17 protein-coding genes are annotated in these 18494 nt (G+C 42.0%); 16 read left to right on the forward strand and 1 reads right to left on the reverse strand.

The window, feature by feature from the left end; genetic code table 11:
• The first annotated feature begins 255 nt into the window (after positions 1-255).
• On the forward strand, positions 256-639 hold the full coding sequence (locus R2B72_RS00955; RefSeq protein ID WP_318614235.1) for an FxsA family protein: 384 nt from the start codon (positions 256-258) through the stop codon (positions 637-639).
• On the opposite strand, the gene R2B72_RS00960 is transcribed toward R2B72_RS00955, so the two are convergent.
• The gene (locus tag R2B72_RS00960) at positions 629-1603 is read right to left on the reverse strand and encodes an AI-2E family transporter (protein WP_318614237.1); all 975 of its coding nucleotides are present in this window, start codon (positions 1601-1603) and stop codon (positions 629-631) included. The two genes, R2B72_RS00955 and R2B72_RS00960, sit on opposite strands and share 11 nt — an antisense overlap.
• A gap of 180 nt (positions 1604-1783) precedes the next feature.
• On the opposite strand from R2B72_RS00960, the gene citZ reads away from it, so the two are divergent.
• The 15 genes from citZ (at position 1784) to dnaI (ending at position 18440) form a co-directional block, all read left to right on the forward strand.
• On the forward strand, positions 1784-2899 hold the full coding sequence (gene citZ, locus R2B72_RS00965; protein WP_318614239.1) for a citrate synthase: 1116 nt from the start codon (positions 1784-1786) through the stop codon (positions 2897-2899).
• A gap of 92 nt (positions 2900-2991) precedes the next feature.
• Positions 2992-4260, forward strand: a complete 1269-nt coding sequence (gene icd, locus R2B72_RS00970; RefSeq protein ID WP_318614240.1) for an NADP-dependent isocitrate dehydrogenase — start codon at positions 2992-2994, stop codon at positions 4258-4260.
• A gap of 103 nt (positions 4261-4363) precedes the next feature.
• A complete protein-coding gene (gene mdh, locus R2B72_RS00975; protein ID WP_318614241.1) occupies positions 4364-5302 on the forward strand; it encodes a malate dehydrogenase in 939 nt (312 codons plus the stop codon).
• A 95-nt stretch (positions 5303-5397) separates the two neighbouring features.
• A complete protein-coding gene (locus tag R2B72_RS00980; protein ID WP_318614242.1) occupies positions 5398-5874 on the forward strand; it encodes a MaoC/PaaZ C-terminal domain-containing protein in 477 nt (158 codons plus the stop codon).
• 15 nt (positions 5875-5889) lie between these two features.
• Positions 5890-6606 carry a response regulator transcription factor gene (locus tag R2B72_RS00985; protein ID WP_318614243.1) on the forward strand — a complete coding sequence of 239 codons (717 nt, stop codon included), beginning with the start codon at positions 5890-5892 and terminating at the stop codon, positions 6604-6606.
• Positions 6606-8021, forward strand: a complete 1416-nt coding sequence (pnpS, locus tag R2B72_RS00990) for a two-component system histidine kinase PnpS (protein WP_318614362.1) — start codon at positions 6606-6608, stop codon at positions 8019-8021. The genes R2B72_RS00985 and pnpS overlap by 1 nt, the downstream gene beginning before the upstream one ends.
• Positions 8022-8118: 97 nt before the next feature.
• Positions 8119-9087, forward strand: coding sequence for an FtsH protease activity modulator HflK (gene hflK / locus R2B72_RS00995; RefSeq protein ID WP_318614244.1), 969 nt, complete (start codon positions 8119-8121; stop codon positions 9085-9087).
• Positions 9087-10109: a protease modulator HflC gene (gene hflC / locus R2B72_RS01000; protein ID WP_318614245.1), complete on the forward strand. Its 1023-nt coding sequence runs from the start codon at positions 9087-9089 to the stop codon at positions 10107-10109. Before hflK ends, hflC begins: the two co-directional genes overlap by 1 nt.
• 139 nt (positions 10110-10248) lie before the next feature.
• Positions 10249-12873 (forward strand): DNA polymerase I, encoded by a 2625-nt coding sequence (gene polA / locus R2B72_RS01005; protein ID WP_318614246.1) that lies wholly within the window; start codon positions 10249-10251, stop codon positions 12871-12873.
• A gap of 9 nt (positions 12874-12882) precedes the next feature.
• On the forward strand, positions 12883-13755 hold the full coding sequence (gene mutM / locus R2B72_RS01010) for a bifunctional DNA-formamidopyrimidine glycosylase/DNA-(apurinic or apyrimidinic site) lyase (protein WP_318614247.1): 873 nt from the start codon (positions 12883-12885) through the stop codon (positions 13753-13755).
• A 12-nt stretch (positions 13756-13767) separates the two neighbouring features.
• Positions 13768-14364: a dephospho-CoA kinase gene (coaE, locus tag R2B72_RS01015; protein WP_318614248.1), complete on the forward strand. Its 597-nt coding sequence runs from the start codon at positions 13768-13770 to the stop codon at positions 14362-14364.
• Positions 14365-14492: 128 nt separating this feature from the next.
• Positions 14493-15515, forward strand: a complete 1023-nt coding sequence (locus R2B72_RS01020; protein ID WP_318614249.1) for a glyceraldehyde-3-phosphate dehydrogenase — start codon at positions 14493-14495, stop codon at positions 15513-15515.
• 120 nt (positions 15516-15635) lie between these two features.
• Positions 15636-16097, forward strand: a complete 462-nt coding sequence (nrdR, locus tag R2B72_RS01025; RefSeq protein WP_318614251.1) for a transcriptional regulator NrdR — start codon at positions 15636-15638, stop codon at positions 16095-16097.
• A gap of 38 nt (positions 16098-16135) precedes the next feature.
• Positions 16136-17494: a replication initiation and membrane attachment family protein gene (locus R2B72_RS01030; protein ID WP_318614253.1), complete on the forward strand. Its 1359-nt coding sequence runs from the start codon at positions 16136-16138 to the stop codon at positions 17492-17494.
• A gap of 1 nt (position 17495) precedes the next feature.
• Entirely contained in the window at positions 17496-18440 is a 945-nt protein-coding gene (gene dnaI, locus R2B72_RS01035) for a primosomal protein DnaI (protein WP_318614254.1), read from the forward strand.
• The last annotated feature ends 54 nt before the right edge of the window (positions 18441-18494 follow it).

Here is an 18494-nt window from a genome sequence, read left to right on the forward strand (position 1 = left end):
ATTTTGAAGGGAGTTAGGAAGGCAGTCTAAGTTCGCGACGTCTAGAAAATGCCTTGATTTCTGCAAAGAACGCAGAAATACGGCAAATCGAACCCATCGCAGTTCGATTCGCAACAAGGAAGGATGCATTTCAAGCCTTCCCCCTGTAGGCCTCAAGCGCAATTCAAAATTTGGACGCAATTACGCCGGGGTGTAATTGATTAAAGGCTGCTTCCGATCTGTTCGGTAGCAGTCTTTTTAGGAGGTAAATGAATAATGAAGTGGCTAATACTGACATTTATTGCGGTTCCAACAGCGGAGCTAGCGTTGCTTATTTATTCAGGGAAAACGCTAGGGCTTTTTTCAACGATAGCGATTATCCTTATCACGGGAATTGGCGGTGCTTACTTTGCAAAAAGGCAAGGGATGAGGGCTTGGAATGAATTGAGAAGTCGGATGGCAACAATGGAAACCCCCGGGAATGCCCTGATTGATAGTGTTTGTATTTTCCTTGGGGGTATTTTACTAATCATGCCTGGTTTTATAACGGATATTGTTGGCTTTTTGTTACTCTTCAATGGACCGAGAAATATTATTCGGCCCTTTATCCAAAAGTGGATTTATAACAAAATGAAAAATGGTCGAATTGTCATGATGTGAATAAAGGATGCTGTTTCACTTTTAGCGCGGCAAATAATAGGAATGGTGTTAGCAAAATGCCAGGTAGTCCAAACAGATAGACAGAGCATGCTGTGATGAAAAAGGCGTGAATCGGTTTTAATTGGAATGTTGAAGCCCACATATAGGATTCAGCCATCTGGCGGGTAATCATTGTGAATAGGTAAAGAAAAATGATTGCAATTCCAACGTACAGATTATTTGTGTAGATGAAGAAAGCCGCCATGGGAAGAAGGAATAAGCCGATTCCAAGAAAAGGTAAACTGTCTGCGAGCGAAATAAGAAAAGCAGTACCGATTGGTGATGTGAACTGCAGAAAGTAGAGACCAGCTGTCATTAGTAAGAATGTCAGGAAAAATAACCGGATTTCAACGGATATGAAAGTCCCAATCAGTTGGCCAGCTGTTGTGAACATTCTTTGCGCAGGTTTACGAATAGCGGCGGGAAAATAGACAAGAAACCAGAATCGGTTTTTCCCGGATTCTCGCAATGCAAAGAAATAAGCGACTAAGAAAATAAAAAGGCTAAATAATTGCTGAAATACCGTGCTAATCATCGTCACGGCGTATTCCAATATGGCATGTCCATATTGGACGACTTTCTCTTCAAGAAAAGTGAGTAGTTTGCCCGCGATATCGGTATTTTTGGTAAATGGTGCAATATGACGTTCGACAGCTGGGATTGTGTCAATCAACCCGTGAAGAGCGACGAAGGTGAATGCGCTAAATAAAAATACGATTAGTGCCATCACGAATAGTGTTGCAATTGTTAAAGGTAGTTTTACCATGGAGCGTAACCCCAAAAGAATTGGCGCGGTAAAATAAGCTACAATGACTGCGATAGCAGCTGGAGGAACAGTAAAAAGAAGAATTCCGGTCAAAATAACGGGTATCCACTTAAATAAAATTAATTGAAAAATTTGTTGTTTTTCGCGGTTTACAGCCATTTTACTCTCCTTTTTTACAAATATTAAAACAAAAAATAAGCGTATCCATTCACAAAGATGACAAAATTGATTATAATGGTCGTTGTAAGCGTTTTTTAACTAGTGTTTTATTATAAGCGGGCAGACCGTCCTTCGTTTTTTAGGGATTGAACGGCCACACTGAAAGAGGGAGCGATTTACATGACATCAACCAAAGGGTTGGAGGGAGTCGTAGCGACACAGTCAGCAATCAGTTCAATTATTGATGACACACTTACATACGTCGGCTATGATATTGACGATCTCGCAGAGAATGCTAGCTTTGAAGAAGTTATTTATCTTCTTTGGCATCAACGTCTACCAAAAGAGGACGAGCTTGCAGAGCTGAAAAAACAGCTTGCGGATCATATGGCTGTTCCACAGGAAGTACTTAATCATTTTAAAACGTATCCAATCGGGGACGTACATCCGATGGCTGCGCTACGCACGGCTGTCTCACTTCTAGGATTATACGATGACAAAGCTGAAGATATGTCTGATGAAGCGAACTACGAGAAAGCAATTAAGCTACAAGCGAAAATGGCAACAATCGTTACTTCATTCGCGCGTATTCGTAAAGGTCTTGAGCCTGTTGCACCAAAAGCAGGTATTAGCTATGCTGAAAACTTCCTGTACATGCTATCAGGAAAAGACCCAGAAGCGATTGCGATTGAAGCATTTGACAAAGCACTAGTTCTTCATGCTGACCATGAATTGAATGCATCAACGTTCACTGCACGTGTTTGTGTAGCAACACTTTCAGATTTGTATTCTGGTGTGACAGCTGCGATTGGTGCCCTAAAAGGACCACTTCACGGCGGTGCAAACGAACAAGTCATGAAAATGCTAACGGAAATCGGTTCTGAAGAAAATGTAGAGCCTTACATCCGCGAAAAATTAGCGAACAAAGAAAAAATTATGGGCTTTGGACACCGTGTATACCGTAAAGGTGACCCGCGTGCGAAGCATTTACGTGCAATGTCTAAGAAATTGACAGCACTTCGTGGTGAAGAGAAGTATTACAATATGTGTAGTCAAATCGAAGCGATTGTAACAGGCGAAAAGAACTTGCCACCAAACGTAGATTTCTACTCGGCATCCGTTTACCACTCACTTGATATCGATCATGATTTGTTTACGCCGATTTTTGCAGTTTCTCGCGTATCTGGCTGGATTGCACATATTCTTGAGCAATATGCAAACAATCGTTTGATTCGCCCACGTGCAGATTATATTGGACCTGGTATGCAAAAATACGTACCGATTAACGAGCGCTAAGATCTAGAGTTGAAGCAGTAGATGCTTACTTTCTATGGGGCGGCATATTCATATACCAGCCTTATGATTTTGACATTAGGAGGAAATTATTCATGACTAACGGTGGGAAAATTACAGTAACTAACGGTGTACTAAACGTTCCAGATCACGCAACAATTCCTTTCATTATCGGTGACGGTACTGGACCAGATATTTGGCATGCGGCATCACGTGTACTTGAAGCGGCTGTTGAAAAAGCATACGACGGTAAGAAAAAGCTAGTGTGGAAAGAAGTTCTTGCAGGAGAAAAAGCATTCAACGAAACAGGCGAATGGCTACCACAAGAAACACTTGACACAATTGAAGAGTATTTGATCGCTATTAAAGGACCACTTACAACACCAATCGGTGGCGGTTTCCGCTCATTGAACGTGGCACTTCGTCAAGAGCTAGATCTTTACACTTGCTTACGTCCAGTTCGTTACTTTGAAGGTGTTCCTTCACCAGTAAAACGTCCTGAAGATTGTGATATGGTTATTTTCCGTGAAAACACAGAAGATATTTATGCAGGAATTGAATACAAAGAAGGCACTCCAGAAGCGAAAAAAGTAATTGATTTCCTTCAAAATGAAATGGGCGTTAAAAATATTCGTTTCCCTGAAACTTCAGGAATCGGTATTAAGCCAATTTCTGAAGAAGGTACAAAGCGTCTAGTACGTGCTGCGCTTAACTATATCATCAAAGAAGGCCGTAAATCATTGACGCTTGTTCATAAAGGGAACATCATGAAGTTCACGGAAGGCGCATTCAAAAACTGGGGCTATGAAGTGGCTGAACAAGAATTCGGCGATAAAGTGTTTACTTGGAACCAATATGATGCAATTAAAGATGCTGAAGGAACAGACGCTGCAAACAAAGCACAAGCAGATGCTGAAGCAGCTGGCAAAATCATCGTTAAAGATGCAATTGCTGACATCTTCCTACAACAAATCTTGACACGTCCAAAAGAGTTTGATGTTGTTGCAACAATGAACTTGAATGGTGACTATATTTCTGATGCACTTGCAGCACAAGTTGGCGGAATCGGTATCGCACCTGGTGCGAACATTAACTACGATACAGGTCACGCGATCTTTGAAGCAACACACGGTACTGCACCGAAATATGCAGGCCTTGATAAAGTAAACCCATCTTCAGTACTTCTTTCAGGCGTTTTAATGCTTGAGCACCTTGGATGGAACGAAGCGGCTGCAATGATTACAGCTTCAATTGAACAAACAATTGCATCTAAAGTTGTTACTTACGACTTTGCACGTCTAATGGACGGCGCAACAGAAGTAAAAGCATCAGAATTTGCAAATGAATTGATCAAAAACCTATAATTTATCTGAATCAAGATAAAGCCACTAGCGGGTTTATCTTGAACGAAGAGGGAGGGCCACAGGGGCCCCCCTTCATACATATGAAGAAAAGGGGAGTTTACTCATGACAATGCAGCGAAAAAAAGTCTCAGTTATCGGTTCTGGTTTCACAGGTGCGACTACGGCGTTTCTGTTAGCTCAAAAAGAGCTTTGCGATGTAGTCATCGTTGATATCCCGCAAATGGAAAACCCGACAAAAGGGAAGGCGCTTGATATGCTCGAAGCCGGTCCTGTGCAAGGTTTTGATGCGAACATTATTGGAACTTCAGATTACGCAGATACGAGAGATTCTGACATTGTCATCATCACGGCAGGTATTGCCCGTAAACCGGGTATGAGCCGTGATGACCTTGTTCAAACGAACCAAAATGTAATGAAAATTGTAACAGCTGAAATCGTTAAGCATTCTCCAAACACGACAATCATCGTGCTGACGAATCCAGTTGATGCGATGACATATACAGTGTACAAAGAATCAGGATTGCCAAAAGAGCGTGTTATTGGACAATCGGGTGTACTGGATACGGCACGTTTCCGTACGTTTGTCGCACAAGAATTGAACTTGTCTGTGAAAGATGTAACTGGCTTTGTGCTTGGTGGACACGGGGATGACATGGTTCCTCTTGTACGTTATTCATACGCAGGTGGTATTCCACTTGAATCGTTGATTTCCGCTGAACGACTTGAAGAAATCGTAGATCGTACACGCAAGGGTGGGGCAGAAATCGTTAACCTTCTTGGTAACGGTTCGGCTTACTATGCGCCAGCAGCATCACTTGTTGAAATGGCCGAAGCAATTTTAAAAGATCAGAAACGCGTATTACCGTCGATTGCATACCTTGAAGGTGAATATGGCCTTGACGGTATTTATATTGGCGTCCCCACAGTTCTTGGTGCGGGTGGAATTGAAAAAATTATCGAACTGGACTTGACTGAAACCGAGAAAGTAGCGTTAGCAAAATCTGCTGAATCGGTGAAGGCGGTTATGAAAGTTTTAGTATAGTCCCTAAATAAAATCGGGTAGCAGATGCTACTCGATTTTTTTTAACAATATTGCTAAACTTAAACTATATTTGTACAACTAAAGGGGGAATTCAGTTGATACTAGGGAAGAAAAGGCGCCTCGGGAGAAAAATCGAGGAGATTACTGTTGGAGAAAAATTAAAATTGACAGAGAAAATTGAAGACAAAGATTTATTACTTTATCTCGGATTGACAAACGATAGTAACCCACTTTATATTCAACATGATTATGCTTCACAGACAGCTTTCGAAAAACCGATTGTACCAACAATTATGCTAACTGGAATCGTGACATCGGCTGTCTCAAAATATTTGCCTGGACCTGGTTCGCATGTTGTGGAACAGCATCTGTCTTTCCCGAAGCCAGTCTACCACTATTCAACGATTGATTTTATATTTGAAGTGACCAAAGTCACTAAAGAAAACAATCATATTCAAATTTCAGTAGAAGCTCGTGATGAGCAAGAAGAGATTGTGATTTCAGGAGTGATAACTGTTCTACCGCCGAAAATGGAAGAACGTTTGACTTCACAAGCGATGGATAATTTTTGACAGGGGCGCAGATGCATGACGATGACTAAACAAAAAAAAATTTTAATTGTCGATGACGAACAACCGATACGTACACTTCTCGAATACAATTTGAAGCAGGCACAATATGAAACGGTTTCTGTCGCTGATGGTGAAGAAGCTGTTCGACAAGCAGAATTGGAAAAGCCTGATTTGATATTACTTGATTTGATGCTTCCTAAAATGGATGGTATCGATGTATGTAAAACATTAAGGCAACGCGGCGTCGATATTCCTATTATCATGCTAACCGCAAAAGGGGATGAGCTTGACAAAGTCTTAGGTCTTGAAATTGGTGCCGATGATTATATGACCAAACCGTTTAGTCCACGTGAAGTAGTAGCACGTGTAAAGGCCGTATTGAGACGTAGCGGGGACCCCGTGGATCGTAGTGAAGAAGACAACGGAATGATTAGTTCTGGGGCATTGACAGTCCATCCTGAACAATACGGGGCATATCTTGACAAAGTAGAACTCGAATTCACGCCAAAGGAATTCGAATTACTTGTCTATTTTATGCAAAACAAAAACCGAGTACTGTCGCGTGATCAACTACTGAGTGCAGTATGGAATTATGACTTTGCAGGCGACACGCGTATCGTCGATGTTCATGTGAGTCATTTGCGTGAGAAAATTGAAGAAAATACGAAGAAGCCAACCTTCATCAAGACCGTAAGGGGAATTGGCTATAAGTTTGAGGAGCAAAAAGTGTGATGAAAAGTCTCTATTCGCGTCTTGTTATCGCTTGTGCCGTCCTTCTTTCTGTATTATTAACTGGCCTTGGTATCGTCCTTGGTCAGTTTTTCCCGTTATTTGCGGAAGATAGTGATCTACTATTACAGCGACAATACTGGTTCTTTTTAATTTTGACGTTAGCTATTGCTTTTGTTTTATCTTTATTTATCGCGACAAGAATGATGATCCAATATGCCCGCCCCATCGATGATATGACCAAAATAGCGACTCAAATTGCACATGGCGATTATTTGGCAAGAGTCCAGACGAGTGAACTGGAATATGACAATGATTTAGCGAAGGCGATTAACAAAATAGCGAGCAATTTGCAGGAAATGTCTACAATGCAGGCTATGGAAAAAGAGCGCTTGAAAACACTGATTGAAAGTATGGGAAGCGGTCTTCTCATGTTTGGTCGTGGAGGAACGGTTAATCTGCTCAATGAAGTATTTGAAAAAACGTTCGGATTATCGAAAAATGAAGTGGTCGGTAAGACTTTTAAAGATATTGGTTTGCCGATTGCGATTGAAAATCTGATTGAAGATGTTTTCATGAAGGAACAAGTGCGTGCTGAACAAGTAAAAATTGATAGTAGTGATCACCAATCGTATATGAGTGTGTACGGAGCACCTGTTATCGGTATTCATGGAAACTGGTTAGGAATTGTTGTGGTTATCCATGATATTACTGAGCTTGTTCGGTTGGAAGAGGTGAGGAAAGACTTCGTAGCCAATGTTTCCCACGAATTACGCACACCTGTTACCTCCATTAAAGGATTTACAGAAACATTGTTAGATGGTGCGATGGATGAGCCTGTTATACTGAAAGAGTTTCTAGAGATTATTCAGAAGGAAAGTGACCGGTTGCATTTGCTGATTGATGATTTGCTTGAATTATCGGGCATTGAAAGAGAAGGGTTTTCTCTAACGTATGCAGCTGTTAATGTGAAAGAAATGATAGACGATGCCATGAGAATTGTTTCTAGGGGCATGGAGCAAAAGAAGATGCGTATTGTAGCGGAGGTTCCTGAAGATTTGATCATTGAAGCCGATGCAGGTCGGTTGATCCAAGTGATGGTTAATCTGTTATCAAATGCTATTAATTATTCGAAAGAAAAGACGACGGTGACAGTCACGGTTACCAGTTTCATGAATGAGGTTGTGATGACGGTTCGCGATCAAGGGATTGGGATTGAACAATCGGAGTTACCACGGCTATTTGAGCGGTTTTACCGGGTGGATCGTGCTAGAAGCCGTGATTCGGGTGGAACAGGTTTGGGTCTTGCAATCGTCAAGCACCTTGTGGAAATTCACGGTGGTCGCGTTGAAGTGGAGAGTAAGTTAGGTGTAGGGACTACGTTTTGTATTCATTTACCGATATTACACAACAAGTGAACGGTCCAACTTATTGGGCCGTTTTTCATGTTATATGAAACTTCCACCAACCTAATCCGTATAACATAGATATACATAAGAGGAGGAGGGTTTTTACATGGGGACTAAACGAATTTTGATGACACTTGGCATGGCGATTGCCGGTCTATTGCTAGTGGTCATTGCATTTACAACTTGGTATACCGTTGATGAATCTGAGCAGGCAATGGTTATCACTTTTGGGAAGGCAGATACGCCTGTGACTGATTCAGGACTTCATTTTAAATTGCCATGGCCAATCCAAAGTGCAGAAATATTGTCGAAGGAGACATTTAGTTTGCAGTTTGGATTTAAGCAAGATAAGGGTGGAGAACTCGTTTCGTATGATAAAGAGACGAAAATGATTACAGGGGATGAATATATTGTACTCGCAGATTTAATTGTTCAATGGAAAATTATTGATCCCCAAAAGTATTTATTTAATGCAACAAATCCGGAAGAGATTTTACATGATGCAACTTCGGCATCGATACGGTCTGTGATTGGTAGTTCAAAAATAGATGCTGCACTAACAGATGGTAAGGCGGAAATTGAGTCACAAACACGTGAATTATTAACGACTCTTATTAATAAATATGATATTGGTATCGGCATTCAAGGTGTTAAATTACAAGATGTTGAGCTTCCAAATGCAGAAGTTCGTGCTGCATTTACCGCGGTGACAGATGCACGTGAAACGAAAGAATCCAAAAAAAATGAAGCGCAAAAATATGTGAATCAGAAGATGAGTGAAGCAAAAGGTGAAGTTGAAGCGATTAAATCGGCGGCAGTTGGACAAAAAACAGCCCGTATTGAACAAGCGATTGGAGATGTAGCGTTGTTTAAGGATCTCCATGCTGAATATGCCAAAAACAAAGAAATTACACGCCAGCGTCTCATTCTTGAAACGCTTGAGCAAGTGTTGCCGAGAGCTAAAATTTATATTATGAACGATCAAGGTGAAACGGTGAAATATTTACCGCTACAGCAATTGGAAAACCAAACACCTCCAGTAATCGAACCAAAAACAGAAGGAGGCGGTAACTGATGACGAATGATAAAAACCCATTTAAAAGTATGGAAGAAAAATTTCTTGAGAAACAACGTGCAAAACAAGCGCAAGGCACGTCGAAAGTAGCGGGAACGATTCCACCGACCAAAAAGCCGATTGAAGTAAAGAGATTTGCTAAGCTGGTCATCTTACTAACGGCTGTCTTTGCTATTGCTATCATTTTGGTCTCCAATGTGTTCATTGTAAAAGAAAATGAATACCGTGTTGTCCGCCAATTCGGGGAAATTAAACGGACAATCGATGAGCCAGGCATCAATATGACAATTCCATTTATTCAAAGTGTGACCTCCTTGCCAAAAAATCAAATGTCGTACAATGTGTCCGAATCGGAAATTAATACAAAGGATAAGAAACGGATTATTATTGATAATTATGCCATTTGGAAAATAACAGATGTTGGGAAGATGATTTCCAACGCTCGTAACATTGACAATGCTCAAATGCGCATGGATGAATTTATCTACTCAGTTGTTTTATCGGAGTTGGGGCAGTTAACGTATGTAGAAGTCATTAACGATGATAAAGGTACAAATAAAACATCTTCTCGTGGTGACTTGAATGATCGTGTCACAGCACGTGTCAATGAGTTGTTAGACGAAGGGAATTTTGGTATTGAAGTTGTAGATGTCCGCATGAAGCGAATTGATTTGCCACAAGAAAACGAACAATCCATTTACACACGAATGATTTCAGAGCGTCAATCGACTGCACAAACGTATCTTTCTGAAGGGGATGCAGAAAAGCGTCGGATTCAAGCGGACACTGATCGTGAAGTGACCGAAATGCTAGCGACTGCTAAAAAAGATGCGGCTGTTATCCATGCGGAAGGCGAGGCGGAAGCTGCAAAAATTTATAATGATACATTTTCCAAAGACCCTGAGTTTTATAATTTATATCGTACACTTCAGTCATATAGCAAAACAATCGGTGAAGATACGATGATTATTTTGCCGGCTGATTCACCGTATGCGAAAGTGTTGACGGGATATTTTGAGTAAATACCAATAAGCTAGCCTACAAGAACTGCGTCATTTTCACTTATCCTTACCGCATGGTAAGATAAATGAAGATGACGTTTTTAACTTTATGTAGCTGCGCCGAGGCGTAGCTGATTAAGATGAGGAGTGGAGTATTTACATGACAACAAAGAAAATTTTGCTTTTAGACGGCAACAGCTTGGCTTATCGCGCCTTTTTTGCCTTGCCTTTATTGACAAATGATAATGGAGTCCATACGAACGCAGTGTATGGTTTTACGATGATGCTACAAAACATTCTCGCGGATGAAAAGCCGACCCATATACTGGTGGCATGGGATGCCGGGAAAACGACATTTAGACATACAACATACGGGGAATACAAGGGAGGACGTCAAAAGACGCCACCTGAATTATCCGAGCAATTTCCTTATTTACGTAAGCTGCTAGACGCATATCAGATACCTCAATATGAATTGGACCAATACGAGGCAGATGATATCATCGGCACACTAAGTAAAACTGGCAATGCAGATCAAGCGGAAGTTGTTGTCATTTCGGGTGATAAAGACTTGACGCAACTGGCGAGTGATCATACGACAGTATATATCACTCGTAAAGGGATGACGGATATTGAGAAATATACACCAGATCATGTACGGGAGAAGTACGGCATTGAGCCACATCAAATCATTGACATGAAAGGCTTGATGGGCGATGCATCCGATAATATTCCTGGTGTTCCAGGAGTAGGAGAGAAGACAGCCCTTAAGCTATTAATCGAATACGGTTCGATTGAAAATGTCTACCAATCACTCGATAAAATTACGGCTAAAAAGTTGAATGAGAATTTGACGAATAATGAAGCACAAGCATTTATGAGTAAACAACTCGCAACGATTGAAGTTGAGGCACCTATTACGGTGACATTGGATGATTTGGCGTATGACGGGCCTGATATGGATGAAGTGGCTGCTATCTACCAAGAATTAAAATTCAAAACACTGTTAGAAAAAATTGCACCTCAAGCGGCTGAGGAGCCACAAGTTGCGATTGACGTGACGATCGTCAGTGACTTAACGCAAGCTGATTTAACAGATGACATGGTCATCCATATTGAAATGATGGATGAAAATTACTTAACAGCAGACATTCTTGGCATTAGCCTAGCCGATGCTATGGGTACGCAGTTCGTCCCATTACATGTTGCAAAGGAGTCTGTTGCATTCCAAGCATGGATAAAAGATCCTGCTAAAAAGAAATACGCCTCGGACTCAAAAGCTGCCATTGCCGCACTTGCTCGTGAAGGGCTAGAGGCACAGGGCTTTGAATTTGACTTCTTGCTGGCGACGTATATTGTCAATCCATCGACGACGTATACAGATGTCGCTTCGATTGCGCGTGAGTTCGGCTATATGGACATTCAGCAAGACGAAGTGGTCTATGGTAAAGGTGCTAAGAAAGCGATTCCCGATGAACAGGCAATCGCAGAGCATGCTAGCCGCAAAGCGCAAGCCATTTGGCAGCTACGGCCAATCATTGAAGAGAAATTGCAAGAAAATGACCAATATAATTTGTATCATGGGCTTGAATTACCGCTAGCGAAGATTCTTAGTAAAATGGAATCCACAGGAGTTAAGACTGACTTGGCAACATTGCAAGAAATCGGTGTTGATTTGACGGCAAAGTTAACTGAACTGGAAGCGGCTATTTACGAAGCGGCAGGGGACAAGTTCAACATTAATTCACCGAAACAGCTCGGTGTTATACTATTTGAGAAAATAGGGCTCACGCCAATCAAAAAGACCAAAACGGGTTATTCAACGGCAGCAGACGTCCTAGAAAAACTCGAAGGTGAACATGAAATCATTAGTTTGATTTTAATGTATCGTCAGTTAGGTAAACTAAATTCGACGTATATCGAAGGTTTATCGAAAGAAATTCATGAAGACGGAAAGATCCATACGCGTTTCCAGCAGGCACTGACAACAACAGGCCGCCTAAGCTCCATTAATCCAAACTTGCAGAACATCCCTGTTCGTCTGGAAGAAGGCAGAAAAATTCGTGCAGCATTTGTCCCGTCAGAACCAGGTTGGTATTTATTCGCGGCGGATTATTCCCAAATTGAGCTACGTGTACTCGCGCATATGGCGCAGGATGTCAAAATGATTGAAGCATTCCGTGCAGATGTCGATATTCATACGCAGACAGCGATGGATGTATTTGGGGTTGATAAAGAGTCAGTGACATCTGATATGCGCCGTGCTGCTAAAGCGGTCAACTTTGGTATCGTTTATGGCATTAGTGATTATGGCTTGTCACAGAACTTGGATATTACACGAAAAGATGCAGCGAAATTTATTGATACCTATCTCAATAGCTTCCCGGGTGTGAAACAGTATATGGCGGATATCGTCACAGATGCGAAGCAGAAAGGCTATGTGACAACGCTTATGAATCGTCGTCGCTATTTGCCAGAAATAACGAGTTCAAATTTCAATTTGCGAAGCTTTGCAGAACGTACGGCTATGAATACACCTATTCAAGGAAGTGCTGCAGATATCATTAAGAAAGCGATGATTGATATGGCGAAAAGACTTGAAGAGGAAGGGTTACAGACGCGTATGCTCCTGCAAGTACATGATGAATTGATTTTTGAAGCACCAGAGGACGAAATCGAAAAACTAAAAGAAATTGTACCAGAAGTGATGGAATCTGCGCTTGAACTCGACGTGCCACTAAAAGTCGAGTGGGCATTTGGATTGTCTTGGTACGAAACAAAGTGAGGGAATGAAATGCCTGAATTACCAGAAGTAGAAGGGGTTGTCCGCGCGCTTGCACCAATTGCAACGGGCAGGACAATTTGTGAAATAACTGTTTCGGACACAGTCATACAGTCAAAACAACTCGGTAAAGAAGCGGTGCTCAAAGGAATTACAACAGAGGATTTTGCTACCGATTTGGTGGGCATGACGATTGCCAATGTCACACGTCGTAGTAAATACATTTACTTTCATTTGATAAAAGACGGTAACACTTGTCTTCTCGTTAGCCATTTAGGAATGACGGGAGCATGGTTCACGGTCAACTCTGTTGAGGATATTACGGAAACGAAATTCCGCAATCATGTCCATGTTATTTTTACGATGGACGACGGGGGGCTGCTTGTTTATTCGGACATACGAAGATTTGGAGAACTGCGGCTGATTGGCTGTGAAGCGGATCATCCGCCTCTATTAAAAATGGCGCCGGAGCCGTTTGCGGAAGATGCATGTCAGCACTTTTTAGACATGGCTACTACGCAGAAGTACGCGCGCAGGGCGATTAAAGACGTCATTATGGACGGGCAAGTGATTTCGGGCTGCGGCAACATTTATGCAACGGAAGCATTGTTTAAGATGAATATGCATCCCGCGAAAATGGCTGAAAAGGTTAGTTTGGGGCGGAAAAAAGAATTGTTCCAAGTGATTGTGGATGTGCTACAAGAGAGCATTGATGCGGGCGGTAGCTCCATTTCAGATTATCGCAATATTAATGGACAGGCGGGGACGATGCAAGATCGTCTGAAGATGTATGGTCGGAAGGTATGCTTTACGTGTGGAGCTGAAACTGAAAGCGTGAAAATTGCAGGCAGGACATCGGTGTATTGCCCGACTTGTCAGAAGTGAGGAGTGTGTTACATGATTATTGGTTTGACAGGTAGTATTGCCAGTGGGAAAAGTACAGTGTCTGCCATGTTGAAAAGAAAAGGGTTTCCGATTGTGGACGCAGACGAGATTGCCAGGCTTGTAGTGGAGCCGGGCAGTCCTGTTTTGCTGGACATCAGTCGCCAGTTTGGGGCGGATATAATTAAAGAGGATGGCTCGCTAAACCGTGAAAAACTGGGTGGTCTAATATTTGGCAATGCCGAGGAGCGCGAAAAGTTGAACGGCATTATCCATCCTGCTATACGCCAAGAAATGCTGAGGCAAAAAGACGAGTGGTTGTCGCGTGGGGCGCAGACGGTCATTATGGATATTCCGCTGTTGTTTGAAAGTAAGCTCCAATCTTTTGTCGATAACATCATTGTGGTGTCTGTGTCACCAGAAATCCAAAAAGAACGGCTTATTGCGCGAAATGTGTTATCGCAAGAAGAAGCGGATGCGCGCATCAGCTCACAGCTGCCTATGGAAATCAAGGAACAGGGAGCAGACGCGGTTTTATCGAATAATGGAACGGAAGAAGAAACGGAGAAACAACTAGTAGAAGTGCTATTAGAATGGCAAGTTAGCCCATAATTTATATTCTGAAAAGTGAAACATTGTTAATGTGCTCACAAACTCGTTGCTTCTTCATAAAATGTGTTATACTAATTAACGGATAGCAATTAAAAAGTATAACATACATGCGGGAGGACTGGTTTTATATGACTACTTCTATAGCGATTAACGGGTTTGGACGGATTGGACGGATGGTTTTCCGCCAAATGATCACAGAGGAAGATGTTACAATAGTAGCGGTGAACGCAATGTACGCACCAGAAACTCTTGCCCATCTATTAAAGTATGATACGAATCATGGACCATTTGATGGTGAAATCATTGCTGAGGAACATGCACTTGTCGTCAATGGCAAACGCGTATTTATCGTTTCAGATCGGGATCCACTAAATCTACCTTGGAAAGACCTTGGCGTTGACATTGTGATTGAAGCGACGGGTAAATTTAATTCGCGTGACAAGGCGGCCCTTCACCTTGAAGCTGGTGCTAAAAAAGTTATTATTTCTGCACCAGGTACCAATGAAGATGTAACGATTGTTCTTGGAGTGAATGATGACAAGCTTGATGTTGACAAACATGATATTATTTCAAATGCTAGCTGTACAACAAATTGTCTAGCGCCGGTAGCGAAGGTTTTGAATGATGCTTTCGGGATTGAAAATGGCCTGATGACTACTGTACATGCGTATACGAATGACCAGAAAAATTTAGACAATCCACATAAAGACTTACGTCGTGCACGTGCTTGTGCACAGTCGATTATTCCAACTTCTACAGGGGCGGCGAAAGCGTTATCATTAGTTCTCCCTGAACTTGAAGGGAAAATCCACGGCTTAGCACTACGTGTGCCAACACCGAATGTATCACTAGTTGACCTTGTTGTAGACGTTAGACAGGATGTAACGGTTGACATGGTGAACGATGCATTTCAACAAGCATCTGCTGGGGCAATGGCTGGTATCCTTCGTTTTACGACAGAACCGCTTGTGTCCATTGATTTCAACACGACAACGGACTCCGCAATCATTGATGGTCTTTCAACCATTGTCATGGGGGATCGGAAAATAAAAGTATTAGCTTGGTATGATAATGAGTGGGGCTACTCCGCACGTGTTGTCGATTTGACAAAGAAAGTTGCGAAGGCATTGAAAACAGTCGTCAACGCATAAGAAAGAATCCGTCGTCTACCCCAGATGGCGGATTTTTTTACATTGCGCTGTTTTTCGATGTTTTTCGCGATGTTCTGCTATAATTAAGAATATATCTATGGAAAAGCGGAGGATACCATTATGAAATGTCCAGCTTGCCAGTATAATGGCACCCGGGTCATCGATTCTAGGCCAGCCGAAGAGAATCGCTCGATTCGGCGTCGCAGGGAATGTGAGCAATGTGCGTTCCGATTTACGACATTTGAAAAAGTGGAGGAAACACCACTAGTTGTCGTTAAGAAGGATGGATCACGGGAAGAATATAGCGGAGAAAAAGTATTAAGAGGCTTGATACGTGCATGTGAAAAACGACCCGTTTCTCTTGAGGATTTGAAAACAATTGTTTATTCAATTGAAAAAGACTTAAGAAGTGCAGGCGTTGTGGAAATCAATTCTGACGAAGTCGGGGAAATGGTTATGAAATTGTTAGCGGATATTGATGAAGTGGCGTATGTGCGATTTGCATCCGTGTATCGTGAATATAAAGATGTGACGGTTTTCATCGAAGAGCTACAACATTTACAACAACGTTCGAGAAAATAATGTGATCCGTAAGAGTTAGAGAGAAAGGAGGGGTTTCGATGGCACCCCTTTACAAAGAATTACAGGCAATTGATTCGTATACTATCAGGTTGGCGCATCCATTTTCGGACTATGATCGTCAATTGTTAACGTTATTTTATCAGCCGTTGATTGGGCGGGATGCCATGAGTTTATTTATGACGCTGTGGGCAGATGCAGAGCAACAGGATAGCACGGTCTATAATCACTACCATCTGATGAACATTTTGACGCTGCCGCTAGGACCTGTATTCGAAGCGCGGATTTCTCTTGAAGCGATAGGACTAATGCGTACATCGCGAAAGAAAAATGGCGATGCAAGGGAGTTTATGTACGAACTACTACCTCCTCTCGATGCCAAAGCCTTTTTTGCAGATCCGTTACTTTCAACATTTCTTTTTAGTAAAATAGGGGAGCAGGCCTATCGCAATTTACGTGCTCGATTTATGCTGGATGTTAAACGGGAAGATGACTTTGAGGATGTTTCTAGAACTTTTTTGGACGTTTACACACCTGTGCAACAGGGATTTAGTACGGACATGAACGAAGATGTTCATTATAAAGGACGTAATGAACCGATGGGTGTGCCATTTGTGCAGTCGGAATTTGATTTTGATCTATTGCGCTCTGGTTTATCTGAGCAAATGGTACCGCAAGCTGCATTGTCTACTGTTTCAAAGGCGATGATTGCCAAAATGGCATTTCTGTATACATTAAATCCACTCGATATGCAAAAAGTGGTGATGATGGCGCTAGACGAGGATCTTAAATTGCCGGAAGAACGGTTGCGTAAAGCTGCTGCCGAGTTTTATAAAATGAATGTCACAAAAGAGCCTCCTGTGTTGCAGAAAGTTTTTGTGCAGGAGCCAGCTAAACCGCAGGCAGAATTAAAAACGCGGGACGATGAACAGGCGCATTATCTCGAAAATACTGCACCCATTGATATGCTTCGTGATTTGAGTGGTAAGGAGCCGCTATCAGTAGATGTGCAGCTTGCTGAAAGGCTGATTAATACCCATGGTTTGTCGATTGGCGTCGTCAATACACTTTTGCAATTCGTTTATCTTCGCAATGATGGAAAATTGACCAACAAGTACGTGGAGCGAATTGCTTCCCATTGGATGAACAAAAAAGTGGAGACCGCAGAAGCGGCCATGGAAATGGCTCGACAAGAGCATGATAAGTATACGAAATGGAAAAATGAAGGCCAAAAACCTTCACCGCAAAGAAAGCCAACACGCGAAGAAAAAGTGCCAGAATGGTTTCACAAAAAAGAACAAGCGAAAGACGATAAAGTGACGAAGAAATCAGCAGCTGTTGATGAAGAACGTCGTCAATTATTGAAGGAATTAGGCGTAACAGGAGACGGGGTGGAATGAAATGGAACGAATCGGAGATACGATGAAACGCGTTGTTAAAGCACCGGCATTTGCTGCCCGGCTTGAAGAATTACGCAATGAAGTGATGGAAAATCCGGGCGTGCAGCAATTTTTAACGGATCATGCAGATGACGTTAACAAAGATGTTGTTGACCGCAGTCTGACGAAATTATACGACTATGCATCCGCCTCGCATGATTGTGGCAAATGTTCTGACCTTGAAAATTGTGTCAATACGCTAAAAGGGTTTGAACCAAAATTAATGCTCTCGCGAGGGTTTATTGATGTGGAGTATGTAAAATGTAAGAACAAACTGGTGGATGAAAATAATCGTAACGTTGCTAAAATGATCGACAGTCTTTATATGCCAAAGGATGTCATGGAGGCAAGACTGCAAAATATTGATATGTTTTTTGATGATAGTCGTGTAAGAATTGTTCGTGTGGCCAAAGACTTTCTCAATGCTTTTGATGAAACGGGCCAACTTCCTGAGCGAGGAATGTATATTTACGGTCCATTTGGGATTGGGAAGTCCTTTATTTTAGGTGCTTTGGCTAATGAATTAGCTAACCGCCAAATTCGTACAGTCGCGGTGTATGTTCCGGAATTTTTACGGGAGATGAAACAATCGATCCAAGATCAGTCGCTCAATGAAAAAATCGACTTTGTAAAAAAAGCGCAAGTGCTAATGCTTGATGATATCGGTGCGGAAACGATGTCTGCTTGGACGCGAGATGAAGTGCTAGGTACAATTTTACAATTTAGAATGGCTGAAAAATTGCCGACATTCTTTACATCGAATTTCAGTTATGAAGAATTAGAACATCACTTGACGTATACACAGCGCGGCGAAAAAGAAGCGGTTAAAGCGGCACGAATCATGGAAAGAATTCGAATGGTCAGTAGTCCGCTGCGACTTGATGGGGAAAATAGGCGTGGAAAATAATAAAGAGGCGTATGACTAAGCATTTATTCTTAATCATACGCTTCTTGTTGTTAT

The sequence above is a fragment of the Sporosarcina sp. YIM B06819 genome, from assembly GCF_033485175.1.
Classification (GTDB): Bacteria; Bacillota; Bacilli; order Bacillales_A; family Planococcaceae; genus Sporosarcina.